We start from the raw sequence: 24,620 nt of genomic DNA on the forward strand, positions 1-24,620 counted from the left end.
GGTGCCTCGATGGCCAATGACCTGCTTGTTCGTCAGACGCTGCGCGCCTATGCGCTGTCGGCGCTGGCTTTGTTGCTGATTTTTGCCTTCAGCATGCCGCTGGACGAGGCCGATCGGGTGTTCTACCTCAAGGAGGGGGGTGTGATCGAGACGGTCAGCGCCCTGAGCTACCTGATGTGTGCAGCCTACATGCTGATGTGGACGGGGCGGGCGCGGGCCTGGCCCTACATCGTGCTGATGGTGCTGTTTGCCATGCGCGAGTCCGACTTCGACAAGCGCTTCACCGAAGTCGGTGTGCTCAAGGGCAAGTTCTTGTTTTCGCCGCTGGTGCCCATCCACCAAAAGCTCATTGGTGGCGCCGTCATCTTGCTGGCGTTGTGGGTGCTGTACACCATCGTGCGTCGCGATGGGCGCAGTTTCCTTCGCGCTTTGCGTGACCGGGCTGTTGATGCCTGGGGCTGGGCCACCGCCATCGTCCTGATCGTGGTCAGCAAGGGGCTGGACGGCCTCGACCGCAAACTGGCGGGCTTCGGCATCCAGATCGACCCGCTGCTGGATCTGCACACCGGCGCGGCCGAAGAAATCCTCGAACTGGGCATCGGCCTGTACATCTTCCTGGCCTGCCGTTTGTTTTTTGCCCGCACAGACAAGGCGGGCGCCCGCTGATCAAGGCCGTCGCCGCGCCCGTTTTACCGGTGCCGTGGGCCGTTTGCTGATGCCGCGTGGGTCGCGCTCGCCGGTCTCGCGGGGCGGCAGGCCGGTGTGCTGGGTCAGCACGCGCCCCACGGTCACCACCGAGGTTTTGGTGCCGGCCTTGGTCGAGTTCTTGCGCCGCGCGCTTTCGTAGCCGCCATCGGTGGCCGGTTGGTAGGTGGGGATCAGGTGGTGCTGCCCATTGCCGATGAGGTCGGCGCGGCCCATGGCCTTGAGCGCCTCGCGCAGCAGCGGCCAGTTGTTCGGGTCGTGGTAGCGCAGGAAGGCCTTGTGCAGGCGGCGGCGCTTCTCGCCCTTGACGATGTCCACGCGCTCGCCCCTGCGGCTGTCACGGCTGATGCCTTTGAGCGGGTTCAGCCCCGAGTGGTACATGGCCGTGGCCGTGGCCATGGGGCTGGGGTAGAAGGTCTGCACCTGGTCGGCCTTGAAGCCGTTGGACTTCAGCCAGATGGCCAGGTTCATCATGTCTTCGTCGGTGGTGCCCGGGTGCGCCGCGATGAAGTAGGGGATGAGGTACTGCTTCTTGCCCGCTTCGGCGCTGTACTTCTCGAACAGCGCCTTGAAGCGGTCGTAGGCGCCCATGCCGGGCTTCATCATCTTCGACAGCGGGCCTTGCTCGGTGTGTTCGGGCGCGATCTTCAGGTAGCCGCCCACGTGGTGGGTCACCAGCTCTTTGATGTACTCAGGAGAGCGCACGGCCAGGTCGTAACGAAGCCCCGAGCCGATCAAAATCTTCTTGATGCCCGGCAGTGCGCGCGCGCGCCGGTACATGCGGATCAGCAGGCTGTGGTCGGTGTTGAGGTTGGGGCAGATGTCCGGGTAGACGCACGAGGGCTTGCGGCAGGCGGCCTCGATCACCTTGGACTTGCAGCCGATGCGGTACATGTTGGCCGTGGGGCCGCCCAGGTCGCTGATGACGCCCGTGAAGCCCTTGACCTGGTCGCGGATGGTTTCGATCTCGCGGATGACGGAGTCTTCGGAGCGGCTCTGGATGATGCGGCCTTCGTGCTCGGTGATGGAGCAGAAGGTGCAGCCGCCAAAGCAGCCGCGCATGATGTTCACGCTGAAGCGGATCATGTCCCAGGCCGGGATCTTGGCGTCGCCATACTTGGGATGGGGCGCGCGGGCGTAAGGCAGGTCGAAGACCAGGTCCATCTCGGGCGTGGTCAAAGGGATGGGCGGTGGGTTGATCCACACATCGCGGGCACCGGGGCCCTCGCCATGGCGCTGCACCAGGGCGCGGGCGTTGCCGGGGTTGGTCTCCAGGTGCAGCACGCGGTTGGCGTGGGCATAGAGCACCGGGTCGTCCTTGAGTTGCTCGTAGGCCGGCAGACGGATCACGGTGCGCTCACGCGGGGGCAGGGCGATCTTGCCACGCTGGGTGGGCTGGGCTTCGAGTTCGTCGGCCTCAGCATCGTGGTCGTGGGCATCGATGTCCGCTGTCGCGACCGCCTCTGCGGTTTTCTTCCTCAGCGCCGGGTTGGGCACGATGCGGATGGGCTTGGCCTGGCCAGCCTTCAGGGGATCGGCCTTCACCGGATCGAAGGCCCCCGCATCCTCCAACGCACAAGTCTCGCCCTGTTCGGCGGCCAACTGTGTGGTCATCAAATAGGGGTTGATGTGCTGGTCGATGCGGCCGGGGCGGTCCACGTCGGTGCTGTCCAGCTCGAACCATCCCACGGCCGTGGGGTCGTCGCGTCGGCGAATGAAGGCGGTGCCGCGCACATCGGTGATGTGCTCAACGGGCTCGCGGGCGGCCAGGCGGTGGGCGATCTCGACGATGGCCCGCTCGGCGTTGCCGTACAGCAGCAGGTCGGCCTTGGCGTCCATCAGGATGGAGCGGCGCACTTTGTCTTGCCAGTAGTCGTAGTGGGCGATGCGGCGCAGTGAGGCCTCGATGCCACCCATGACGATGGGCACGTCCTTGAAGGCTTCGCGGCAGCGCTGGGCGTACACCGCCGAGCAGCGATCAGGGCGGGCGCCGCCCACGCCGCCGGGCGTGTAAGCGTCGTCGCTGCGGATTTTGCGATCGGCCGTGTAGCGGTTGATCATCGAGTCCATGTTGCCGGCGGTCACGCCCCAGAACAGGTTGGGGCGGCCCAAGGCCTTGAAGGGCTCGGCACTCTGCCAGTCCGGCTGGGCGATGATGCCCACGCGAAAGCCCTGGTTCTCCAGCATGCGGCCGATCACGGCCATGCCGAAGCTGGGGTGGTCCACATAGGCGTCGCCTGTGACGATGACGATGTCGCAGCTGTCCCAGCCAAGGGCGTCCATCTCGGCCCGGGTGGTGGGCAGAAAGCGGGCCGTGCCAAAGCGCTTGGCCCAGTGGGGCTTGTAGCTGCTCAGGGGTTTGGCGGTGGGCAGGGTGGGGGCGATCTGTTCAGGCATGGGCCAGGCGGGAATGCGGGTGCCGTGGGATGGGCAACCCGCTATTGTCGCTGCAGGCCGCACCGGCAGGGGGCGAGACCCCCTTGGCCCTGGGGATGCAGGGGCCATATTTCTGAATGTAAAGACCCCCTGGGGCCAAATCCCTTCAATGCGTGGGTTGGTTCTGTGCGCCTCACAATCAGGGTGTCCGAAATCACCATTTGAATCACCCGTGACTGGAGCCTCGTTTTCAATGAACAGCATCAAGCAGACCCTGACCAGCATCCTGGCCTCCGTGGCGGTGGCCGTGGGGGGCGTGACCTTGTCGGTGGCCCCCATTGAAGCCGAGGCCAAGCGCCTGGGCAGCAGCCGGCCCGCCGGCATGCAGCGCCAGATGCCCCCCAAACAGCAGCCCAGCCAGCCGACGCAGAACCAAAACGCGGCGCCTCAGCAAGGCACGCCGGCACAGCAGCCGACCAATGCCGCAGCGGCGGGTGCCACTGGCGCGGCCGCCCAGGCGGGCAAGCGCTCGTGGATGGGGCCGATCGCCGGCCTGGCGGCCGGTTTGGGCTTGGCGGCGTTGGCCAGCCACCTGGGCTTCGGTGAAGAACTCGCCAACTTCATGATGATGGCCTTGCTGGCGGTGGTGGCTGTGGTGGTGATTGGCTGGCTGATGCGCCGCTTGCGTGGCGGCCAGGCCGCCGGCCCCCAACTAGCAGGCGCCACCGCAGGCGCTGGCACGGGCCCCGCGCCCATGGCCCGTCAGGCCTTCCAGGCCCCGGCATCGCCGTCTCCGCAGGCCTCCTCGGGCTCCTCGGCCGCTGCCCCTGCGGTGGCCTCCGCCAGCAGGCCCGCAGGCTTTGATGCGGCCGGCTTCGAGCGCATCGCCAAGATGATCTTCATCCGCTTGCAGGCCGCCAACGACGCGGGCCAGGTGGACGACCTGCGCAAGTTCACCACGCCTGAGTTGTTCGCCTCGCTGCGTCTGGACCTCCAAGAGCGCGCTGGCGCGGCACAGCAGACCGACGTGCTGGAGTTGCACGCCGAGTTGATCGACACGGCCCAGGAAGATGGGCAATGGGTGGCGACGGTGCGTTTCACCGGCTTGATCCGCGAAGAGGCCGAGGCGGGCGCTCAGCCGTTCGACGAGTTGTGGCACCTGGTGCGTCCCCTGGACGAAAGCCGCGACTGGGCGATCGCCGGCATCACGCCTCAAGACGTGCTGTGAGCTGCTGACGCCCCTGCATTGACGTCACTCACGACGTCAATGGCATCGGCATGACCCTGTGATGAGCCGGAGGTGACCCGCGTTGCCTCCGGTTTTTTTGCGTTAAATGGCGCCTGGGCATCCATTCGTTGGACGTTTGTCCATGTTGAATCTTGTTTGAATCGTTTTGAGGGCGGTTTTTGCCGTTCCATGTCTCCATTGTGGGTTTGATTTTTGGCAATATCGAGTTCATGAAAAGGAGATGAACGGCCATGAAACACGACAATGGATTGGATGACTCGGGCATGCCCCGGTATCGCAGCAGCGCCGCTGCCCGGATGGTGAACATTCCCGTCGCCACGTTGCGGGTTTGGGAGCGTCGCTACAAGGTGGTGGGGCCCCAGCAGGCGCCCTCGGGCCACCGGCTGTACTCCAGCCAGGACGTGCGTCGCCTGGTGCTGATCAAGCAGTTGTTGAACAAGGGGCACAGCATCGGCATGCTGGCGCGCCTGGACACAGCGCGCCTCCAGGAGCTGCTGGATGAAGCAGAAAACACCGTGTCACTGACGCAGCGCACGGCCATGGAGCGCCCCGCCCAGCGCGAGGTTTCGTTGGACGAGGCCTTGACGCAGCCGGTGCGTGTGCTGCTGGCGGGCCCCGACGCCGCGCCACGTTGGCGTGACGTGCTGGACGCGATGCCGGGCATCGAGGTGATTGGCAGCGCCGAAGACAGTGGTCCCGCCGAGCTGGCCCTGCGACAAGCCCAGGCCGATGTGGTGGTGGCCGATCTGGGCCCCGTGCACATGGAAACGGTGGACTGGCTGGTGCGCCTGACCCGGCTGGTGGGCGCCCGGCAGATGATCGTGGTTTATGGCTTTGCCAACAGCCAGGTGCTGGAGGCCTTGCGCGCCCGCGCAGCGTTGATCAAGCGGGCGCCCATCGAGGCCGGTGAGTTGGGGCAGGTGGTGCGAGACACCGTGCGCGGCTGGCGCACCGTGGCCCAGGGCCTGCGGTCGGTGCCTGATCCGGCGCCGCCCCGTCGCTTTGACGCGGTGGCCTTGCAGCAGTTGATCCGCGCCATGCCCCGCGTGGCGTGCGAGTGCCCGCAGCACCTGTCCGAACTGGTGCGCCTGCTCAGTCAGTTCGAGGAGTACAGCGCCGAGTGTGAAACCCGCCAGCCGGCCGACGTGGCCCTGCATGCCTACCTGTACCGCGTGGCCGGCCATGCTCGGGCCCTGATGGAAGAGGCCCTGGCCACCCTGGCCGTGGCCGAAGGGGTGCCCCTGCCTGACCGCATGCCCTCGGGCCGGGCTTGATCATGGGCGACGAGCGCGGTTTGGCCCTGGATCCAGGGCTGGCGGTGGTCGTGGGCGCAGGCGGTGGGGTGGGGCAGGCGCTGTGCGAGCGCATCGAACAGCACCTGCCTCAGCTTACGCTGTGTCGCCTGGGCCGGCGTGAATCGGTGCGCCTGGAATTGCTGGACGACGACAGCCTGCAGCAGGCCCGCGACCACGTGGCGGCGCTGGCTGCGCAGCAGCCCCTGCGCCTGTTCATCGACGCCACGGGCTATCTGCACCAGGGCGATTGGCAGCCCGAGAAGAGCTGGCGTACGTTGGAGCGCGACCACCTCATGCACCAGTTCGCCATCAACACCGTGGGCCCGGCCTTGCTGATGAAGCACTTCTTGCCGCTCATGCCCCGGCGCGAACGCTCGGTGTGGGCCACGCTGTCGGCCAAGGTGGGCAGCATTGGCGACAATCAACTGGGTGGCTGGTATGGCTACCGGGCGGCCAAGGCGGCGCTCAACCAACTGGTGCGCACGGCCTCGATCGAGCTGCGCCGGCAGTCGCCGCAGGCCGTGTGCGTGGCCCTGCACCCCGGCACGGTGAACACGGCCTTGTCGGCGCCGTTTGCCAAAGCGGGGCTGGAGGTGCAAAGCCCGGCCCAGTCGGCCGAGCGTTTGCTGGCCGTGATGCAAAGCCTGCAGCCTGAGGACTCAGGCGGATTTTTCAACCACCACGGGCAACGGCTGCCCTGGTGAGGCTTGCGCCGCGTCCGCTTCATCCGCCTCGCCCGCCTCATCCACCAGAAACCCGCCACTCTGGTGTGCCCACAGCCGGGCGTACAGCCCGCCGTGCGCCAGCAGCTCGGCGTGGGTGCCTTCTTCCACGATGCGCCCCTGGTCCAGCACGATGAGCCGGTCCATGGCCGCGATGGTCGACAGCCGGTGGGCAATGGCCACCACGGTCTTGCCCTCCATCAGCCGGTACAGGCTGGTCTGGATGGCGGCCTCCACTTCAGAGTCGAGCGCGCTGGTGGCTTCGTCCAGCAGCAGGATGGGGGCGTCCTTCAGCATCACCCGCGCAATCGCGATGCGCTGGCGCTGACCGCCCGAGAGCTTCACGCCCCGTTCGCCCACATGGGCGTCGTAGCCGCGCCGGCCTGCCGGGTCGCTCAGGCCATCGATGAAGCCCTGCGCTTCGGCGCGTTCCGCAGCGCGGCGCATGGCCTCGTCGTCGGCATCGGGGCGGCCATACAGGATGTTGTCGCGCACCGAGCGGTGCAGCAGCGAAGTGTCTTGCGTGACCATGCCGATCTGCGCGCGCAGGCTGTCCTGGGTCACCTCGCGCACGTTTTGCCCGTCGATCAGCACGCGGCCCGACTGCACGTCATGAAAGCGCAGCAGCAGGTTGATCAGGGTGGATTTGCCCGCGCCCGACCGCCCCACCAAGCCGATCTTCTCGCCAGGCCGGATGCACAGGTTCAGGTGCTCGATCACGGGCTTGTCGGGGCTGTAGGCAAAGCTCACGTCTTCGAAGCGGACCTCGCCCCGCGTCACGCGCAGCGGCTGGGCCCCCGGCGCATCGACGATCTGGTGCGGGCGCGACAGGGTGTTCAAGCCATCCTGCACGGTGCCCACGTGTTCGAACAGCGAGGCCACTTCCCACATCATCCAGTGCGAGATGCCATTGAGGCGCAAGGCCATGGCGGTCGAGGCCGCCACCGCGCCCAGGCCCACCTGGCCTTGGGTCCACAGCCACAGCGTGGCGCCCGCCGTGCTCAGGATCAGCAACATGCTCAGCGTGTGGTTCACCACCTCGAAGCCACTGACCAGGCGCATCTGCCCGTGCACCGTGGTCATGAACTCCTGCATGGCCGCGCGTGCATAGGCCGCCTCGCGGTGAGCATGCGAAAACAGCTTGACCGTGGCGATGTTGGTGTAAGCATCGGTGATGCGGCCGGTCATCAAGGAGCGGGCATCGGCCTGGGCCCGGGCGCGATCGCTCAGGCGGGGCACGAAGTAAAACACCGCGCCGACATAGCAGAGCAGCCAGCCCAGAAAGGGCAGCAACAGCCAGGCGTCAAAGCCGCCCACGATCACCGTCATGGTCACGAAGTAAATGACCACGAACACCAGGATGTCGCCCACGATGAAGCAGGTGTCGCGCACGGCCAGGGCCGTCTGCATGACTTTGGTGGCCACCCGGCCGGCAAACTCGTCCTGGTAGAACGACATGCTTTGCGCCAGCATGTGCCGGTGAAAGCGCCAGCGCAGCGCCATCGGGAAGTTGCCCGCCAGCGTCTGGTGCTTGAGCAGGGTTTGCAGCCACACCGCCAGCGGACTCAGCAGGATGACACCGGTCAGCATCAGCAGGTGCGTGCGGGCCTCGGTCCACAGCGTGGCGGGGGTGTATTGCCCCAGTTGGTCGACGATGCCGCCCAGCATGCCGAACAGCCAGGCTTCAAACGCCGCGATGCTGGCCGTCAGCAAGGTCATGCCCAGCAGGAAGGGGCGCATGCCTTCGGTGCCGGCCCACACAAACGCCAGAAAACCCTTGGGCGGCGTCTTGGGGGGCGCCTCAGGGTAGGGATGGACCAGGTTCTCGAACCACTTCAACACGTGCGGGCTCCGCTTGCGGGCAAAGTCGCAAGGGTAGCGCGAAGTTCAATACACCTCAGGCACGATCATCGAATCCGGCACCGGGTTGCGGATGTAGTCCTCATGACGCACGCGTGGGGGCAGCGTCACTGGCTGGTGGGGCACCTCGTGGTAGGGCAGTTGAGACAGCAGGTGGTGGATGCAGTTCAGGCGCGCGCGCTTCTTGTCCACGGCCTGCACCACCCACCAGGGGGCTTCGGGGATGTGGGTGCGCTCCAGCATCACTTCCTTGGCTCGGGTGTAGTCTTCCCAGCGGCGGCGGGATTCCAGGTCCATCGGGCTGAGCTTCCACTGCTTGAGCGGGTCGTTGATGCGGGCCACGAAGCGGGCGGCCTGCTCTTCATCGTTGATCGAGAACCAGTACTTGATGACGCGGATGCCGCTGCGCACCAGCATTTTTTCGAACTCGGGCACCGAGCGGAAGAATTCTTCGTACTCGTCGTCGCTGCAAAAGCCCATCACGCGTTCCACGCCGGCGCGGTTGTACCAGCTGCGGTCGAACAGCACGATCTCGCCGGCGGCCGGCAGGTGGGCCACATAGCGCTGAAAGTACCACTGTGTTTTTTCGCGGTCGTTGGGGGCGGGCAGGGCCGCCACCCGGCACACGCGGGGGTTCAGGCGTTGGGTGATGCGCTTGATGGCCCCACCTTTGCCTGCGGCGTCACGCCCCTCGAACAGCACCACCACCCGCTCACCGGTGTGCACCACCCAGTCTTGCAGCTTCACCAGCTCGCCTTGCAGGCGGAACAGCTCGCGGAAGTACATGCGGCGCAGTTCCTGCGATTCGCGCGCGCGGCCAGACTGAGCATCCAGGAACTGGTCGTCCAACTCCTGCTCCAGCTCTTCGTCGTAGCTGTCCAGCAGGTCTTCCTGCAGACGTCGCAGCAGTTCAGGATCGAGGGGCGGTAGAGGCTTGTCCATGGTGACGGGCAGGGTTCAATGCAACCCCTCAGCTTGCCTGAAGGATGTGACAGCATGGCGACAAAGGGCCTTGGCCATTGCTGCACATCTGTGCACATAATCCCGGGGTTGTCATTCCCAAGGGCTGTGCCCTGCCGTTCATGAAAGCCCTCAAGGCCGTGTTCGCCAGCGTTGTGCTGGTGCTCAACATCTTCTTTCACATCAGCCTGCTGTTGCCGTTTGCGCTGATCAAGCTGGTGTTGCCCTTCCGCCCGGTGCGGCGGGTGGTGGATGCCGTGCTGAACGCGATCGCCGAAAGCTGGATTGGCCTGAACAAGTTCTGGATGTGGGCCGTGGGCCGCACCCGCTGGCAGATCCAGGGCGTGGACGGACTGCGCTATCGCGGCTGGTACCTGGTGAACTGCAACCACCAGAGCTGGGTGGACATCCTCGTGCTGCAGTGGGTGTTCAACCGCAAGATCCCGCTGCTGAAGTTTTTCATCAAGCACGAGCTGATCTACGTGCCCATCATGGGCTTCGCGTGGTGGGCGCTGGACTTTCCGTTCATGAAGCGCCGTGGCGGCGCCTCGGCCCAGAAGGATCTGGAGACCGCCCGCCAGGCCTGCGAGAAGTTCAAGGTCATCCCCACCTCGGTCATCAGCTTCATGGAAGGCACGCGCTTCACGCCAGCCAAGCACGATCAGCAAAAGTCGCCCTACCGCAACCTGCTCAAGCCCAAGACGGGCGGGGTGGGCATGTCGCTGGAGACCATGGGCGAGCTGTTCGATGGCCTGCTGGACGTGACCATCGTGTACCCCAAGGGCGTGCCCACCTTCATCGATCTGATGACGGGCCGCATGGACGAAGTGATCGTGACCGTGCGCTTGCGGCCCATCCCGCCCGAGCTGCTCACCGCCGCCCAGGGCAAGGGCGTGGACCGCGCGCAACTGCAGGCCTGGGTGAATGGCCTGTGGGCGGAGAAAGACGCCGAGATCGACGCCCTCAAGGCTGGGCGGGCGCCGACGCCGGTGGCGAGCCAGCACTGAGCATCAGCGGCGCGCGCAGGCGGCTGTCAAAGGCCGCGGGGGCCACGTACTGCAGCAATTCCTTGCCCTGGGTGGACAGGGCGATGTCCAGGCCCAGCGAAGGGTAGAGCAGGTGCGTCAGCTCATCGCTGACCTTCACCCGCTCGGCGGGCTCACCAAAGCGAGCCACCACGGTGGCCTCGTCCAGATTGGCCTGGGGGATGAACCCCAGGGCCAGGATGGGGGCGCGCAGCGCTTGCTGCAGCGCCTCGCCTGAGAGCTTGAACTGCCGGGTCGTGCTCTCCATGAAGGACACGTCCTGGGTGCTGCGCTTGAAGGCGTCGATCTGCTCGGGCGTGGCCTGGGCCGTGATCACCAGCTTGCCGCCGATGAAGCCGGCCTGCATCGGGTCCACGAAGGCCTCCAGGCTGCCCACCTCGTTGCTGGCGGCGATGACGGCCACGGTCATCTTGTCGCCCCACCGGGCGTGGGCGTCGGCGAGGGTGCTGCCCTGCCCGGGTTCGGCCAGGGCCAGGCCCATCACCCGGCTGCTGCCGTCCGCCTGGGTGGCGATGCGCCAGGGCAGGTCTTGCGCCGCCTGTTGTGCGGCTTGTTGGGCTTCGGCCGACGAGGAGTCGGTGAAGGCGTCGTGCCCCAGCACCAGCACGGCGCTGACGCCCAGGGCCGCGGCCACCAGGCCGCTGATCGTCCAGAAAGTCTTCATGTGATGTCGAAAACGGGTGAGCGGCAGGTGCGGTCTCAGGTGCGGTAGCTGGTGTCCATCCGGTCGAGCTTGCGCAGCAGGGCCGGCCATACAAAGTCGCCCCCCTGACCGCCGGTCTGCACCTTGGTGGCCTGGGCCACACCTTCCAGAATCTTGGGGTCGATGGCCACCAGCCCATGGTCGGTGTCCGGCCCGGCGGCTTGGGCCGACAACTGGATCTGGCAGGTGCTTTCGAACAGGTACATGTTCAAGAAGGCGTTGGGGACGGTGCGGCCCAGCGTGAGCAGGCCATGGTTGCGCAGCATCAGAAAGCGCTTGTCGCCCAGATCGGCTTGCAGTCGCGGCTTCTCGTCTTCGCGAAAGGCCACGCCCTCGTAGTCGTGATATGCCAGCGAGGTCAACACGAAGGTGCTTTGCTGCGAGATGGGCAGCACCCCGCAACGCTGGGCCGAAACCGCCACGCCGGCGCGCGTGTGGGTGTGCATCACGCAGCCGGCGTCGTCACGCGCGGCGTGCACGGCGCTGTGGATGTTGAAGCCCGCCGGGTTCACCGGGAAGGGCGAGTCCATCAGCTTGTTGCAGTGCTGATCCACCTTCACCAGGCTCGACGCCGTGATCTCGTCGAACATCAGCCCGTAGGGGTTGATGAGGAAGTGGTGATCCGGCCCCGGCAGGCGGGCCGAGATGTGGGTGAAGACCAGGTCGCTCCAACCATAGAGTGCGGCCAGGCGGTAGGCGGCGGCCAGGTCCACACGCAGTTGCCATTCTTCGGGGCTGACCTGATCGCGCAGCGAGGCGATGGGGGGCAGTTCGTGGTTCATGGGGTCTCCGGTGCGCCAGTGAACGTGGTGGCCAGGCGATCGCGCAGCAGGTTCTTCTGCACCTTGCCCATGGCGTTGCGGGGCAGGTCGTCGGCCACGATCAGTCGCTTGGGCACCTTGTAGGCGGCCAGCTGGTTTTTGAGCTGGCCAATGGCGGTGGTTTCGTCCAGTGTGGCGCCCGGCGCCAGCACCACCACGGCCACCACACCCTCGCCAAAGTCGGGGTGGGGCACGCCCACCACGGCCGATTCCTGCACGCCGGGCAACCGATCGATGTGGCCTTCCACCTCGGCGGGGTAGACATTGAAGCCGCCGCTGATCACCAGGTCTTTGGCGCGCCCCACCAGGTGCACATAACCCTGCGCATCGATGCGGCCGACATCGCCGGTTCGAAACCAGCCATCGTCGGTGAAGGCCTCGGCGGTTTTGTCAGGCAGGCCCAGGTAGCCTGCAAACACATTGGGGCCGCACACCTCCACGTCACCCACGGCGTCGGTGGGCAGGGGCTGGCCGGCATCGCTCACCACGCGCACGCCCACCCCGGGCAGCGCGCGGCCCACGCTGCCGATGAGGCGTTCACCTTCTTCAGGGCGGCAGGGGTTGGAGCACAGCATGCCGGTTTCGCTCATGCCGTAGCGCTCCAGGATGGTGTGGCCGGTGCGCTGGGCAAAGGCGGCTGAGGTGGCGGGCAGCAAGGGCGCCGAGCCCGAGATGAAGAGCCGCATGCCTGCGGTGCTTGGGGCATCCAGTTTGGCCTCCTGCAGCAGGCGCACATACATGGTGGGCACGCCCATGAACACGGTGGCACGCGGGCCGTCGGTGGAGGTCAATTGCGCCAGCACCTGTGCCGCGTCAAACCGCTGCAGCCAGCGCATGGGAGTGCCCGCCAGCAGGCTGCAGTGCACGGCCACGAACAGGCCATGGATGTGGAAGATGGGCAGCGCGTGCACCAGGCAGTCGTCCTGGCGCCAGTCCCAGTGCTGCAGCAGGGTGCGGGCGTTGCTCCACAGGTTGGCGTGGCTCAGCAGGGCGCCCTTGCTGCGGCCCGTGGTGCCCGAGGTGTAGAGGATGGCGGCCAGATCGTTGGGCTGCCGTTGCGCAACTTCATGCACATCGCTGTGCAGGGCCGCGTGGCTCAGCAGGCTGCCCGTGCGCGCATCCGACAGGGTGAACAGGTGCTGCACGCCACCGTGCGCGGCCAGCGGGATCACCCACTCCTGGTCGTCCGGGCGGCACACCATCACCGAAGGCCGCGCGTCGTTGATGAAGTGCTCCAGCTCGCCGGCCCGGTAAGCCGGGTTCAGCGGCAGGTAGGCACAGCCCGCGCGCAGCGTGGCCAGGTACAGCAGCAGGGATTCGACCGATTTGTCCACATGGGCGGCCACCACCGGGGGGCGCCCATCCACACCCTGCAGGTGCAGGCTGTGCAGCAGGTTGGCCAGCATGGCCGTGGCGCGGTCCAGGTCGGCCCAGGTGTAGGCGCGTCCGTCGTCCAGCAGGATGGCCGGGGCCTGGCGTCGGGCAGGCCAGGCGGCCTGAAGGGCAGCGAAGAGGTTCATGGGGCGTGATGGTACGCCGTCTGGGGCGCCCACCACCCGCTGTGATCAGACGTTGATGGCCTGCGCCGAGCCCACCTGCTTGCGCAGTTCGAACTTCTGGATCTTGCCTGTGGAGGTTTTGGGCAGCTCGCCAAACACCACGGCGCGCGGCACCTTGAAGCCGGCGATGTGCTGTTTGCAGTGCGCAATGATCTCTTCGGCCGTCACCTGGGCACCGGCCTTCAACTCGATGAAGGCGCAGGGCGTCTCGCCCCACTTTTCGTCGGGCTTGGCCACCACGGCCGCGGCCATCACGGCCGGGTGGCGGTACAGCACGTCTTCCACCTCGATGGACGAGATGTTTTCGCCGCCCGAGATGATGATGTCCTTGCTGCGGTCCTTGATCTTCACGTAGCCATCGGGGTAGAGCACGCCCAGGTCGCCCGTGTGGAACCAGCCGCCCGCGAAGGCTTCTTGCGTGGCCTTGGCGTTCTTCAGGTAGCCCTTCATGGCGATGTTGCCCCGGAACATGATCTCGCCCATGGTCTCGCCATCGGCGGGCACGGGCTGCATGGTGGCTGGGTCCAGCACGGTCACGGCCTGCTGCAGGTGGTAGGGCACGCCCTGGCGCGCGTTCAGGCGGGCGCGCTCGCCGATGTCCAGCGTGTCCCATTCGGCGTGCTTGGTGCACACGGCCGAGGGGCCGTAGACCTCGGTCAGGCCATACACATGGGTCAGGTCAAAGCCCATTTCTTCCATGCCCTCGATCATGGCTGCCGGTGGCGCCGCGCCGGCCACCATGGCCTTGATGCCCGTGGGCACGCCGTGCTTGAGTTCGGCAGGTGCAGCCAGCAACGACGCGTGCACGATGGGTGCGCCGCAGTAGTGCGTCACGCCATGTTCACGGATGGCGTCGAAGATGGCCTTGGGGTCCACCCGTCGCAGGCACACATTCACGCCTGCGCGGGCCGCGATGGCCCACGGGAAGCACCAGCCATTGCAGTGGAACATGGGCAGCGTCCACAGATAGGTGGCGTGCTTGGGCATGTCCCATTCCAGCAGGTTGGAGATGGCGTTCAGCGCCGCCCCCCGGTGGTGGTAGACCACGCCCTTGGGGTTGCCGGTGGTGCCCGAGGTGTAGTTCAGGCTGATGGCCTGCCATTCGTCGGTGGGCAGGTCCCAGGCAAAGTCAGGCGAACCGCTGGCCACCACCGCCTCGTAGGTTTCGCTGCCAATACGGCGGGCTTCACCGGTGTACAGCGCGTCTTCGGCATCGATCACCAGCACGGGCTCGGTGCGCGTGCGCAGGCTCAGGGCGCGCTCCATCACCTTGGCAAACTCGGGGTCGACGATCACGACCTTGGCCTCGCCGTGGTCCAGCATGAAGGCGATCGCGTCGGCGTCCAGCCGGGTGTTGAGGGTGTTGAGCACCGCGCCCGACATCGGGATGCCAAAGTGCGCCTCCACCATCGGCGGCGTGTTGGGCAGCATCACGGCCACGGTGTCGCCCAGACCGATGCCGCGCTGTTGCAGGGCATCGGCCAACTGGCGGCAGCGGGCATAGGTTTGCGCCCAGGTCTGTCGCAGGGGGCCGTGCACGATGGCCAGTTGATCGGGGTGCACCAGGGCCGATCGCTCCAGGAACGACAGGGGAGAAATGGCCAGGTGGTTGGCGGCGTTGCGGGGCAGGTCCTGCTCGTAGATGTTGCTCATGGGGTTCCTCGGCGTGTGTCATGTCCTTGTGGGACGCAAAACATCCTGCCCGAGAAAACCCTGGGGTTGCATGGGTTTATCCCTGTGTCAGTCTGGTGCACTTTCCACGCGGATGGTCTGCCCCTGGCACTGCACCGTTTGCCCTGCCCGGATTTTGGCCGTTTTGCGGGTTTCAGGCTGGCCGTCCACCGTCACCAGGCCGTCGGCCACCATCAGCTTGGCCACGCCGCCGCTGCCCGCCAGGCCGCAGGCCTTCAGCAATTTGTCCAGGGTGATGAAATCACCGCGCAGGGCGAAACTCAGTTCAGAGGGTGAGGGCATTTCAGCTTGACAGCCAGGCGGCTTTGCTTGATGGTTGACAGGTGTACATCTTGCCTGAAAACAGGCACAATCCCAGGCATCACGATGGAGAACGCCATGAACCGCCCCATGATGCACGTAGTTGACCCGCAAACCGGCGAGTCCGATCCGGCTGAAATCCGCCGCGTGTTCGATTCGCAGTCGGCCACGGCATTGGCGTGGCGTGAATCGACCATCGCCGAGCGCATCGCGCGCCTGAAGAAACTGCGCGAGGCCATGCTGGCCCGCCGCGAGGACTTTTACGCCGCGTTCCACAAGGACTACCACAAGCCCAGCTCTGAGGTCGAGGGCACCGAGTTCATGCCCGTGCTCGACGAGATCCGGCACACCATCGGCAGCCTGAAAAAATGGGCTCAGCCCAAGCGCGTGCGCCCCACCACCACCACGCTGGACACCAAAGCCTGGGTCGAATACCAGCCCCGTGGCCGCGTGCTGATCATCGCCCCCTGGAACTTCCCGCTCAATCTGTGTTTCGGCCCCCTGGTGTCGGCCCTGGCGGCAGGCAACACCGTCATCCTCAAGCCCTCAGAGATGACCCCCTCGGTGAGTGCCGTGATGGCCGAGGTCATCGCCCAGGTGTTTTCGCCCAACGAGGTGGCCCTGTTTGAGGGCGCGCTGCCCACCTCGCAGGTCCTGCTGGACCTGCCGTTTGACCACATTTTCTTCACGGGCTCGCCGGCCGTGGGCAAGGTGGTGATGGCGGCTGCCGCCAAGCACCTCACCAGCGTCACGCTGGAGTTGGGTGGCAAGTCACCCGTGATCGTTGATGAAACCGCCGACATCAAGCGCGCCGCCGAAACCCTGATGTGGGGCAAGTTCACCAACTGCGGGCAGATCTGCGTGGCGCCCGATCACATCCATGTGCACGAGTCGGTCAAAGACCGCTTCGTGGCGGAGTGCCGGCGGGTGATCGAGTCTCGTTATGGCAGCACCGCCGAGGCCCAGCGCAACAGCCCCGACCTGACCCACGTCATCAATCAGCGTCACACCCAGCGCATCGCCGGCCTGCTGGACGACGCCCGCCAGAAGGGCGCCCGCGTGCTGACCGGCGGCGAGGTGGATGTGGGCAACTGCTTCATCGCACCCACCTTGATCGACCAGGTGGCGCCTGAAGCCTCGATCATGTCCGAAGAGATCTTTGGCCCGGTGCTGCCCATCCTGAGCTACCGCAACCTCGACGACGTGGTGCGCGCCATCAACGCCCAGCCCAAGCCCCTGGCCCTGTACATCTTCAGCAAGGACAAGGCCCGTACCCGTCGCCTGCTGGCCCAGACCAGCTCGGGCGGCGCCGCCATCAACCATTGCGTGATGCACTATGCCCACGGCAACCTGCCCTTCGGTGGCGTCAACAATTCGGGCATCGGCAGCGCCCACGGCGAGTTCGGCTTCAAGGCCTTCTCGCACGAGCGTGCCGTGCTCCAGTCGGGGCCCATCATGCTGGCGCAGCTCTTCTTCCCGCCGTACACCGACTTCAAGAAAAAGCTCATCCGCCTGACGGTGGATTCGCTGCGCCTGCCCTCGTTGTGAGCATGGCCTGCGGGATGACCGATAATCCCGGTGCCTGAACTGTCAACGGCCCGCCGACTGGCTTGACCATGTGGCGGGCTTTTTGCATTGTTTGCGACCGTGGACATCTTCATTCAACAACTGATCAATGGCCTGGTGCTGGGCAGCATGTACGCGCTGCTGGCCCTGGGCTACACCATGGTGTACGGCATCATCAACCTCATCAACTTCGCCCATGGCGAGGTGCTGATGGTGGGGGCGCTGGTGAGCTGGACGGTGGTCACCACCCTGGCGGACACGGGCTGGCCCGGCTGGACGCTGCTGCTCTTGTCGCTGATGGCCGCCATGCTCGTGTGCATGGTCTTGAACATCGTGATCGAACGCCTGGCCTACCGGCCGCTGCGCAACGCGCCACGCCTGGCGCCGCTGATCACGGCCATGGGGGTGTCGCTGCTGCTGCAGACCCTGGCCATGATCATCTGGAAGCCTGACTACAAGCCTTACCCCATCTTGCTCAACGATGAGCCGTACGAGGTCATGGGCGCCGCCATCAACCTGGTGCAGATCCTGATCATCGGCGTGACCGCCATGACCCTGGCCGGGCTGATGTTGCTGATCAATGGCACGCGCCTGGGGCGGGCCATGCGCGCCACGGCCGAGAACCCCCGGGTGGCCCAGCTGATGGGCGTGCGCCCCGATCTGGTGATTTCGGCCACCTTTGCCCTGGGCGCGGCCCTGGCGGCCCTGGCGGGCGTCATGTGGGCGGCCAATTATGGGTCTGTGCAGCACACCATGGGTTTTTTGCCGGGCCTGAAGGCCTTCACGGCGGCCGTGTTCGGCGGCATCGGCAACCTGCCGGGCGCCATGGTGGGCGGGGTGCTGCTGGGCGTCATCGAGGCCATGGGTGCCGGCTACATCGGCGACCTCACCGGGGGCGTGCTGGGCAGTCACTACCAGGACATCTTTGCCTTTGCCGTGCTGATCCTCATCCTCACCTTGCGGCCGCAAGGCCTGCTGGGTGAGCGGGTGGCCGATCGGGCGTGAGGCAGGCCGCGATGATGACCGCCACCTCCACCGCTTCAGGGCGCAATCCCTTGCCCGTGTTCCTGGCCAGTGCCGCGGGTTTGCTGGTCCTGCCATTGGCCATGCAGATGCTGGGGGTGGGCGACGCCTGGATCCGCATCCTGGACGTCGCTCTGCTGTACATCCTCTTGGCCCTGGGCCTGAACATCGTCGTGGGCTTTGCCGGCCTGCTGGACCTGGGCTACATCGCCTTCTACGCCGTGGGGGCCTACCTGTTTGCCCTGCTGGCCTCGCCCCACCTGGTCGACAACTTCCCGGTCATCGCCGCAGCCTTTCCCGAAGGCCTGCACACCCCTTTCTGGATGGTCATCCCCTTGGGGGCGGGCCTGGCCGCCCTGGCCGGGGTGCTGCTGGGTTCGCCCACGCTCAAGCTGCGCGGTGATTACCTGGCCATCGTCACCTTGGGGTTTGGCGAGATCATCCGTGTGTTCCTGAACAACCTGGACGCCCCCGCCAACATCACCAACGGGCCCATGGGCGTCAGCCAGATCGAACCCATCCGCATTTTCGGCGTCAGCCTGGGCGAGCCCTGGCACATCGGTGGCTTCACGCTGCCCTCGGTCACGCTGTACTACTACCTGTTCCTGATCATCGTGGTGGTGGCCGTGATCATTTGCCAGCGCTTGCAGGATTCCCGCCTGGGCCGGGCCTGGATGGCGGTGCGCGAAGACGAGATCGCGGCCAAGGCCATGGGCCTGAACACCCGCAACCTCAAGCTGCTGGCCTTCGGTCTGGGGGCCACCTTTGGCGGTGTCTCGGGCGTGCTGTTTGCCAGCTTCCAGGGCTTTGTCTCGCCCGAATCCTTCAGCCTGCACGAGTCCATCATGGTCGTGGCCATGGTGGTGTTGGGCGGGCTGGGCCACATCCCGGGCGTCATCCTGGGGGCCTTCCTGCTGGCGGCCCTGCCCGAGGTGCTGCGCCACGTGGCCGGCCCGCTGCAGGCCATGACGGGCGGCCGGCTGGACGCGGCCATCCTGCGCCAGTTGCTGGTGGCCAGTGCCATGATCCTGATCATGCTGTGGCGCCCTCAGGGCATCTGGCCGGCGCCCCAGGCGCGTGCCGCAGCGAAGGAGGGCCGGGCATGAGCGCGTTGCTGACGGTTCAAGGCGTGTCCAAGCGCTATGGCGGTGTGCAGGCCCTCAAGGATGTGTCGCTCACGGTGCAGGCCGGCCAGATCCACGGGCTGATCGGCCCCAATGGCGCGGGCAAGACCACCTTCTTCAACATGATCACGGGCATGGCCCCGGCCGATGAAGGCCGCTTCGAGCTGGACGGCCGGCCCTACAAGCCCACGGCGGTGCATGAGGTGGCCAAGGCCGGCATCGCGCGTACCTTCCAGAACATCCGCCTGTTTGCCGAGATGAGCGTGCTGGACAACGTGCGCGTGGGCCGCCACGTGCGCACCCAGGTGGGGTGGTGGCAGGCCCTGCTGCGCACCCGGGCCTTCCAGCACGAAGAAGCCCAGATCACGGCCAAGGCCCATGAATTGCTGGATTTTGTGGGCCTGGGCGGTCGGGGGCACCTGGTGGCCCGCACCCTCAGCTACGGCGACCAGCGTCGCCTGGAAATCGCCCGCGCCCTGGCCACCGAGCCCAAGCTGTTGGCGCTGGACGAACCCGCGGCCGGCATGAACGGCACCGAAAAGGTCGAGCTGCGCGCCCTGATCGAGCGCATCCGCCAGCAAGGTCGGGCCATCCTGCTGATTGAGCACGACGTCAAACTGGTCATGGGCCTGTGCGATCAAGTCACCGTGCTGGACCAGGGCCAACGCATCGCCGCAGGCCTGCCCGCCGAGGTGCAGCGCAACCCCCAGGTGATCCAGGCCTACCTGGGCAGCGCCCACCAGGCGGCGTGAGCCTCCGCGCTTTCTTGATGCCCTGATGACCTGACGCTGCTGATGACCACCACCGACACCTCCACCGCCTTGCTCAGCGTGCGCGACCTGCGCGTGGCCTACGGCGGCATCCAGGCCCTGAAGGGCGTGAGCCTGCACCTGAACGCCGGCGAACTGGTGTGCCTGATCGGCGCCAACGGCGCGGGCAAAACCACCACCCTGAAGGCCATCTGCGGCCTGCTCAAGCCCACCTCGGGCCAGGTGCTGTATCAGGGCCGGGTCATCACCGGCCAGGGGCCCTGGACACTGCCCGAGCACGGCCTGGTGATGGTGCCTGAAGGGCGGGGCATCTTTACGCGCATGTCCATCGACGAGAACCTGCGCATGGGCGCCTACCTGCGGCGCGACCGCGAGGTTGAGGCCGACATGGCCGCCGTGTACCAGCGCTTTCCGCGCCTCAAAGAGCGCATGAAACAACTGGCCGGCACACTGTCAGGCGGCGAGCAGCAGATGCTGGCCATGGGCCGCGCGCTGATGGCACGCCCCAAACTGCTGCTGCTGGACGAGCCTTCCATGGGCCTGTCGCCCATCATGGTGGACACCATCTTCGAGGTCATCCGCGACATTGCGCGCCAAGGTGTGACCGTTCTGCTGGTGGAGCAAAACGCCCACCGCGCCCTGGCCATGGCCGACCGCGGCTACGTGCTGGAATCCGGCGAGCTGGCCCTCACGGGCCCCGCCAGCGAGTTGCTGGGCAATCCTCAGGTGCAGGCGGCGTACCTGGGGGTGTGAAGGGGTTTGCGGCTGGCCCGACCTTGGCCTATGATGAAGCATCAAGATGAATCATGATGGAGTGAGTCATGAGCAGCGCTGTGAGAGAAAAGTTCTCATCCCAGGCCGCGCCTGAGGTGCTTGCGGCCCTGCGCCAGATCGCTGAAAGCCAAGGTCGGCAGTTTCAGGCGGTGCTCGACGAGGCCCTGCGTGACTACATCGATCGCCAGCAAAAGGAGCGCCCTCGTCGGCATGTGATGACCGCGTTTGCCTCCAGTCTGGATGAGTTTGATCACCTCTACCGCGAACTGGCCAAGTAAGTCGTGGCGCACGACTACCTGACGGTGGCCGACGTGCTCGGCATGCACACCGTGCTGATGCAGCGCTATGGCGGTGCCACCGGCGTGCGTGACCCGGGCGCCTTGGAGGCTGCCTTGTTCCGGCCCCAAACGGGCTATTACGAGGACATCGTGGCCGAGGCAGCTTCCTTGATGGAGAGCCTGGCGATCAACCATCCTTTTGTGGACGGCAACAAGCGCATCGCCTTTGCGGCGGAGGACGTGTTTCTGCGCATCAATGGCTGGCGCTTGCAGCGTGCACCCATGCAGATCCACGCGGAGATGATGCAGATGTTCGAGTCCGGACACTTCCACATCGCTCACCTTGAGCCGTGGTTGCGGGGGTTCGCCGTGGCTGACGTGAATACCTGAATGAAATCATCGAGTAACGAAGATGCCGGTCAACAGCCTCAGACGAAGCGCAGCAAAGGCGCTGCTCATTGCCTTGGCGGTCTTGGCTTTGGTGTCAGCCTGCGTCCATTGGCGTGAGGGCAATCATGGCAGCCACCCCGAAACCAACCCACGCTATTTGGTCGGAGAACTTGGTGGAATGAAGGTCAATATACCAAGGTATTACGTTGAATTGGTGGAGTACGAGGGCGATCCGGGCTGGTCAGGTAAGCGAGATGCCCCCAAGCCAATTCGAACACACCAGTCACGCATCAACAGCTTCGGCGTGACAGTGCGCTACCCAGACATGGCTGGGTTGAGTAGTTCAGCCATGCGGGCTGATAAGCGTCAGTACACGTCTGCGAATACGCCATGGATTTCTGTTGGATTCATATCTGGGTCGATTTATCCGGGTGACGGATTCTTGGATCGCATGGCGAAATATGTCATTGATAGCGATGCGCGGCACTCATCAGATGTGTTTAAAAGGGAAGCCCTTGACTTGTATGGTGGGCTGGATTTGTATGTGCAACAAGGCACAACCATCAATGGGAGGCCTCGCAGAGAGATTGAGTCTGATGTGTACATCCATCAAGATGGAGACGGTCGAGTCAAGGCCTATATTGACTGCAGTAACGCCAAATTCCCCGGCGTCCTTTGTTTGCATGCATTCTCTATGGAGAGTGATGGGTTAAAGGTTTGGGTCAAAATTATGTACCGCCGGTCCATGTTGGTGCATTGGCAAGACCTGCAGGAAAGAGTCAGACGTCTGATATTGAGTTGGCGAGCGGTGGAAACGTCCCCTCCGGCCCCGTCTGCTGCCTCAGTTCCTTGATGGGCTTTGAGTCGCCCACCACGTTGATCGCGCGTCGCTCAGCCAACCAGCGCCGCCCTGATCTTCTCAGCCACCGCCTGCAAATGCGCCATGTCGCCCATCACGCTGGCGTGGGGCTGGCGCAAGGTGCCGATCGAGCCCGGGATGCTGTGGATGTGAAAGTGCGGCACGGTCTGGCCAGCGGCCGGGCCATTGAGCTGCATCAGCACGATGCCTTCGGCGCCCAGTCCTTTCTTTTGCGCGTTACCGATACGGCGCACGGTGGCCATGCAGGCGGCAGCGGCGGCATCCGACAGTTCGAACAAGGTGACGGCCGGCTCTTTGGGGATCACCAGGGCGTGGCCTTCGGCCTGCGGCATGATGTCCATGAAGGCCAGCGTGTGCTCGTCTTCATACAGCTTGATGCAGGGGATCTCGCCGCGCAGGATCTTGGCGAAGATGTTGTTCGTGTCGTAGGCCATGGGGTTCCTTGGGTCAAACGGGGTGCGCAGGCTCAAGCGTGCTTGTCGGCTTCGCTGGTGAAGGCATCAGCATAGAAGAACTCGTCGGGCAGGCCGGCCTGGGCCACAAAATCCGTGCGGGCCGACGACACCATCACCGGGGCGCCGCAGGCATACACCTCGTGGCCCGACAGGTCGGGCAGGTCGGCCAGCACGGCCTGGTGCACGAAGCCCGTGCGGCCCGTCCAGCCATCGTCCAGTTTCGCGTCTGACAGCACCGGCACGTAGCGCAGCCAGGGCAGCTCGGCGGCTTGCTGCTCGGCCCAGGCGTGCAGGTACAGGTCGGCCTTGGCGCGGCAGCCCCAGTACAGCGTGGTGGGGCGGGTGATGCCCTGGTGGCGCATGTGCTCGATGATGGCCTTGATGGGCGCGAAGCCCGTGCCCGAGGCCAGCAGCACGATGGACCGGTCCGAGTCTTCACGCAGGAAGAAGGTGCCCTGGGGGCCTTCCACGCGCAGGATGTCCTTGACCTTCATCTCGCCAAACACCTGGTCGGTGAACAGGCCGCCGGGCATGTGCCGGATGTGCAGCTCCAGCCCATTGACCTCGGGGTCGCGCACCGTGTGGGGCGCGTTGGCCATCGAGTAGCTGCGGCGCTGACCGTCTTTCAGGATGAACTCGATGTACTGGCCCGCGCGCCAGCCAAAGTTGTGCGTGGCCGGCAGTTGCAGGCGCACGATCATCACGTCATCGGCGGCTCGGGTCAGGCTGGTCACGCGGGTGGGCAGCTTCACCACGGGGAAGTCGTCCAGGCCCACCACCTGCCGGCATTCGATGACCAGATCGGTCTGCGGCGTGGCGCAGCAGGTCAGCAGGTAGCCCGCGGCCTCTTCGGCCTCGCTCAGGGCCTTGGCCTGGTGCGCGCCGTGGATCACACGCCCCTCGATCAGCTTGCATTTGCACGATCCGCACGCGCCATCCTTGCAGCCATACGGCAGGCCCACGCCAGCGTGCAAGGCGGCGCTGAGCACCGTCTCATCTCGCTGCATGCTGAAGGCGCGGTCGCTGGGTTGAATCCGGACGTTGAAACTCATGGTCTGAATCCTGGGCTCGTGTGCACAATCGGGCAGGGGTCAAAACCCCGGATTTTCGCTCACTCTCTGGCCTCACCTGGTGCCTGCTTCATGATCCCCATCAGCCGACCTGCCCGTTTTCGTCGTTCTCGCGTGCTCATCGTGGGTTGTGGGGATGTGGGCGTGCGCAGTCTGAGCGGCTTGCGCCATGCCGTGGTGCGGGTGCTCAGCTCCAGTGCCGAGCGGTTGCCGGGCTTGCGTGCGCAAGGCGTGACCCCCTTGCTGGGCAACCTGGACGAGCCCACCACGCTGGCCCGCCTCTCGGGTCTGGCCACGCGCGTGTTGCACCTGGCGCCGCCGCCGTCGTCCGGTCGCAGCGATCCCCGCACGCGTCACCTGCTGCAGGCCCTGGCGCGGCGTGGGGGCGTGCGCAGCCTGGTCTATGGCAGCACCTCGGGCGTGTATGGCGATGCGCAGGGCGCACGCTTTGACGAGACCCGCGCCGTGCACCCCACCACCGACCGCGCCTGGCGCCGGGTGGATGCTGAACGTCAGGTGCGCCTCTGGGGGCGTCAGCAGAATGCGTCGTCGGGTGCGCGCGCCTGCATCCTGCGCATTCCCGGCATCTATGCGCTCGACCGCGAGGGTGGCGATCCGCGTGACCGCGTGCGCCGGGGTGCGCCGCTGCTCGCGCCCGCCGATGACGTCTACACCAACCACATCCATGCCGACGACCTGGCGCGGGCCTGTGTGCTGGCCCTGTGGCGCGGGCGCCCGGGCCGTGTGCTGCACGTGTGCGACGACACCGAGTTGCGCATGGGCGATTACTTCGACGTGGTGGCCGATGGCTTTGGCCTGCCCCGCGCGCCCCGCCTGAGCCGCGATGAGGCCCGCACCCAACTGAGCGCCATGCAGTGGTCGTTCATGAGCGAGTCGCGGCGGCTGGTGAACCAGCGCCTGAAGACCGAGCTGCGGCTGGTGTTGCGCCATGCCACCGTTCAGGACGGGCTGGGCTTGCGGGCGGCCCCGCAGCACACCTGA

24 protein-coding genes are annotated in these 24,620 nt (G+C 65.8%); 14 read left to right on the forward strand and 10 right to left on the reverse strand.

All coding sequences use genetic code 11. The features are described from left to right. Positions 1-9 precede the first annotated feature (9 nt). Entirely contained in the window at positions 10-666 is a 657-nt protein-coding gene (locus WNB94_RS12080; RefSeq protein ID WP_341390661.1) for a hypothetical protein, read from the forward strand. Here WNB94_RS12080 and WNB94_RS12085 read toward each other — a convergent pair whose 3' ends face one another. Then, entirely contained in the window at positions 667-3,102 is a 2,436-nt protein-coding gene (locus tag WNB94_RS12085; protein ID WP_341390662.1) for a YgiQ family radical SAM protein, read from the reverse strand. It abuts the gene before it with no gap. Between the two features lie 232 nt (positions 3,103-3,334). On the opposite strand from WNB94_RS12085, the gene WNB94_RS12090 reads away from it, so the two are divergent. From WNB94_RS12090 to WNB94_RS12100, 3 genes are all read left to right on the forward strand, one after another. After that, positions 3,335-4,309, forward strand: a complete 975-nt coding sequence (locus WNB94_RS12090) for a Tim44 domain-containing protein (RefSeq protein WP_341390663.1) — start codon at positions 3,335-3,337, stop codon at positions 4,307-4,309. 251 nt (positions 4,310-4,560) lie between these two features. Then, positions 4,561-5,604, forward strand: a complete 1,044-nt coding sequence (locus WNB94_RS12095) for a MerR family transcriptional regulator (protein WP_341390664.1) — start codon at positions 4,561-4,563, stop codon at positions 5,602-5,604. A 2-nt stretch (positions 5,605-5,606) separates the two neighbouring features. Beyond that, on the forward strand, positions 5,607-6,329 hold the full coding sequence (locus WNB94_RS12100; protein ID WP_341390665.1) for an SDR family NAD(P)-dependent oxidoreductase: 723 nt from the start codon (positions 5,607-5,609) through the stop codon (positions 6,327-6,329). Here the strand turns inward: WNB94_RS12100 and WNB94_RS12105 are convergent. Together WNB94_RS12105 and ppk2 are read right to left on the reverse strand one after the other, a co-directional pair. Beyond that, positions 6,285-8,189: an ABC transporter ATP-binding protein gene (locus tag WNB94_RS12105; RefSeq protein WP_341390666.1), complete on the reverse strand. Its 1,905-nt coding sequence runs from the start codon at positions 8,187-8,189 to the stop codon at positions 6,285-6,287. The two genes, WNB94_RS12100 and WNB94_RS12105, sit on opposite strands and share 45 nt — an antisense overlap. 45 nt (positions 8,190-8,234) lie before the next feature. Beyond that, positions 8,235-9,149 carry a polyphosphate kinase 2 gene (gene ppk2 / locus WNB94_RS12110; RefSeq protein ID WP_341390667.1) on the reverse strand — a complete coding sequence of 305 codons (915 nt, stop codon included), beginning with the start codon at positions 9,147-9,149 and terminating at the stop codon, positions 8,235-8,237. A 140-nt stretch (positions 9,150-9,289) separates the two neighbouring features. Between ppk2 and yihG the strand changes: the two genes are divergently transcribed. Further along, positions 9,290-10,174, forward strand: coding sequence for a 1-acylglycerol-3-phosphate O-acyltransferase, YihG family (gene yihG, locus WNB94_RS12115; protein WP_341390668.1), 885 nt, complete (start codon positions 9,290-9,292; stop codon positions 10,172-10,174). Here the strand turns inward: yihG and WNB94_RS12120 are convergent. The 5 genes from WNB94_RS12120 to WNB94_RS12140 all read right to left on the reverse strand — a co-directional run bounded on the left by WNB94_RS12120 (position 10,131) and on the right by WNB94_RS12140 (position 15,270). Continuing rightward, entirely contained in the window at positions 10,131-10,877 is a 747-nt protein-coding gene (locus WNB94_RS12120) for a hypothetical protein (protein WP_341390669.1), read from the reverse strand. The genes yihG and WNB94_RS12120 overlap by 44 nt on opposite strands. Positions 10,878-10,912: 35 nt before the next feature. Further along, the gene (locus WNB94_RS12125) at positions 10,913-11,698 is read right to left on the reverse strand and encodes a class II aldolase/adducin family protein (protein ID WP_341390670.1); all 786 of its coding nucleotides are present in this window, start codon (positions 11,696-11,698) and stop codon (positions 10,913-10,915) included. Beyond that, entirely contained in the window at positions 11,695-13,257 is a 1,563-nt protein-coding gene (locus WNB94_RS12130; RefSeq protein ID WP_341390671.1) for a malonate--CoA ligase, read from the reverse strand. Before WNB94_RS12130 ends, WNB94_RS12125 begins: the two co-directional genes overlap by 4 nt. A 45-nt stretch (positions 13,258-13,302) precedes the next feature. Continuing rightward, a complete protein-coding gene (locus tag WNB94_RS12135) occupies positions 13,303-14,949 on the reverse strand; it encodes an acyl-CoA synthetase (RefSeq protein ID WP_341390672.1) in 1,647 nt (548 codons plus the stop codon). 87 nt (positions 14,950-15,036) lie between these two features. Then, on the reverse strand, positions 15,037-15,270 hold the full coding sequence (locus tag WNB94_RS12140) for an RNA-binding S4 domain-containing protein (RefSeq protein ID WP_341390673.1): 234 nt from the start codon (positions 15,268-15,270) through the stop codon (positions 15,037-15,039). 108 nt (positions 15,271-15,378) lie between these two features. Here WNB94_RS12140 and WNB94_RS12145 point away from each other — a divergent pair, with 108 nt between their 5' ends. The 8 genes from WNB94_RS12145 to WNB94_RS12180 all read left to right on the forward strand — a co-directional run bounded on the left by WNB94_RS12145 (position 15,379) and on the right by WNB94_RS12180 (position 22,066). Next, positions 15,379-16,836, forward strand: coding sequence for an aldehyde dehydrogenase family protein (locus tag WNB94_RS12145; RefSeq protein WP_341390674.1), 1,458 nt, complete (start codon positions 15,379-15,381; stop codon positions 16,834-16,836). A 99-nt stretch (positions 16,837-16,935) separates the two neighbouring features. Beyond that, positions 16,936-17,859 carry a branched-chain amino acid ABC transporter permease gene (locus tag WNB94_RS12150; protein ID WP_341390675.1) on the forward strand — a complete coding sequence of 308 codons (924 nt, stop codon included), beginning with the start codon at positions 16,936-16,938 and terminating at the stop codon, positions 17,857-17,859. An 11-nt stretch (positions 17,860-17,870) separates the two neighbouring features. Further along, entirely contained in the window at positions 17,871-18,983 is a 1,113-nt protein-coding gene (locus WNB94_RS12155) for a branched-chain amino acid ABC transporter permease (protein ID WP_445819067.1), read from the forward strand. Then, on the forward strand, positions 18,980-19,753 hold the full coding sequence (locus WNB94_RS12160) for an ABC transporter ATP-binding protein (protein ID WP_341390676.1): 774 nt from the start codon (positions 18,980-18,982) through the stop codon (positions 19,751-19,753). Before WNB94_RS12155 ends, WNB94_RS12160 begins: the two co-directional genes overlap by 4 nt. A 42-nt stretch (positions 19,754-19,795) precedes the next feature. Beyond that, complete coding sequence (locus WNB94_RS12165; RefSeq protein WP_341390677.1) at positions 19,796-20,524, forward strand: ABC transporter ATP-binding protein; 729 nt, start codon at positions 19,796-19,798, stop codon at positions 20,522-20,524. A 68-nt stretch (positions 20,525-20,592) separates the two neighbouring features. Then, complete coding sequence (locus tag WNB94_RS12170; RefSeq protein WP_341390678.1) at positions 20,593-20,823, forward strand: hypothetical protein; 231 nt, start codon at positions 20,593-20,595, stop codon at positions 20,821-20,823. Between the two features lie 3 nt (positions 20,824-20,826). Next, a complete protein-coding gene (locus tag WNB94_RS12175) occupies positions 20,827-21,213 on the forward strand; it encodes a type II toxin-antitoxin system death-on-curing family toxin (protein ID WP_341390679.1) in 387 nt (128 codons plus the stop codon). 22 nt (positions 21,214-21,235) lie between these two features. Further along, positions 21,236-22,066: a hypothetical protein gene (locus tag WNB94_RS12180; RefSeq protein ID WP_341390680.1), complete on the forward strand. Its 831-nt coding sequence runs from the start codon at positions 21,236-21,238 to the stop codon at positions 22,064-22,066. 38 nt (positions 22,067-22,104) lie between these two features. On the opposite strand, the gene WNB94_RS12185 is transcribed toward WNB94_RS12180, so the two are convergent. Together WNB94_RS12185 and WNB94_RS12190 are read right to left on the reverse strand one after the other, a co-directional pair. Continuing rightward, positions 22,105-22,527, reverse strand: coding sequence for an HIT family protein (locus WNB94_RS12185; protein ID WP_341390681.1), 423 nt, complete (start codon positions 22,525-22,527; stop codon positions 22,105-22,107). A gap of 32 nt (positions 22,528-22,559) precedes the next feature. After that, on the reverse strand, positions 22,560-23,600 hold the full coding sequence (locus WNB94_RS12190; RefSeq protein WP_341390682.1) for a CDP-6-deoxy-delta-3,4-glucoseen reductase: 1,041 nt from the start codon (positions 23,598-23,600) through the stop codon (positions 22,560-22,562). A 90-nt stretch (positions 23,601-23,690) separates the two neighbouring features. On the opposite strand from WNB94_RS12190, the gene WNB94_RS12195 reads away from it, so the two are divergent. Then, entirely contained in the window at positions 23,691-24,620 is a 930-nt protein-coding gene (locus WNB94_RS12195; protein WP_341390683.1) for an NAD-dependent epimerase/dehydratase family protein, read from the forward strand.

The sequence above is a fragment of the Aquabacterium sp. A3 genome, from assembly GCF_038069945.1.
Classification (GTDB): Bacteria; Pseudomonadota; Gammaproteobacteria; order Burkholderiales; family Burkholderiaceae_C; genus Aquabacterium.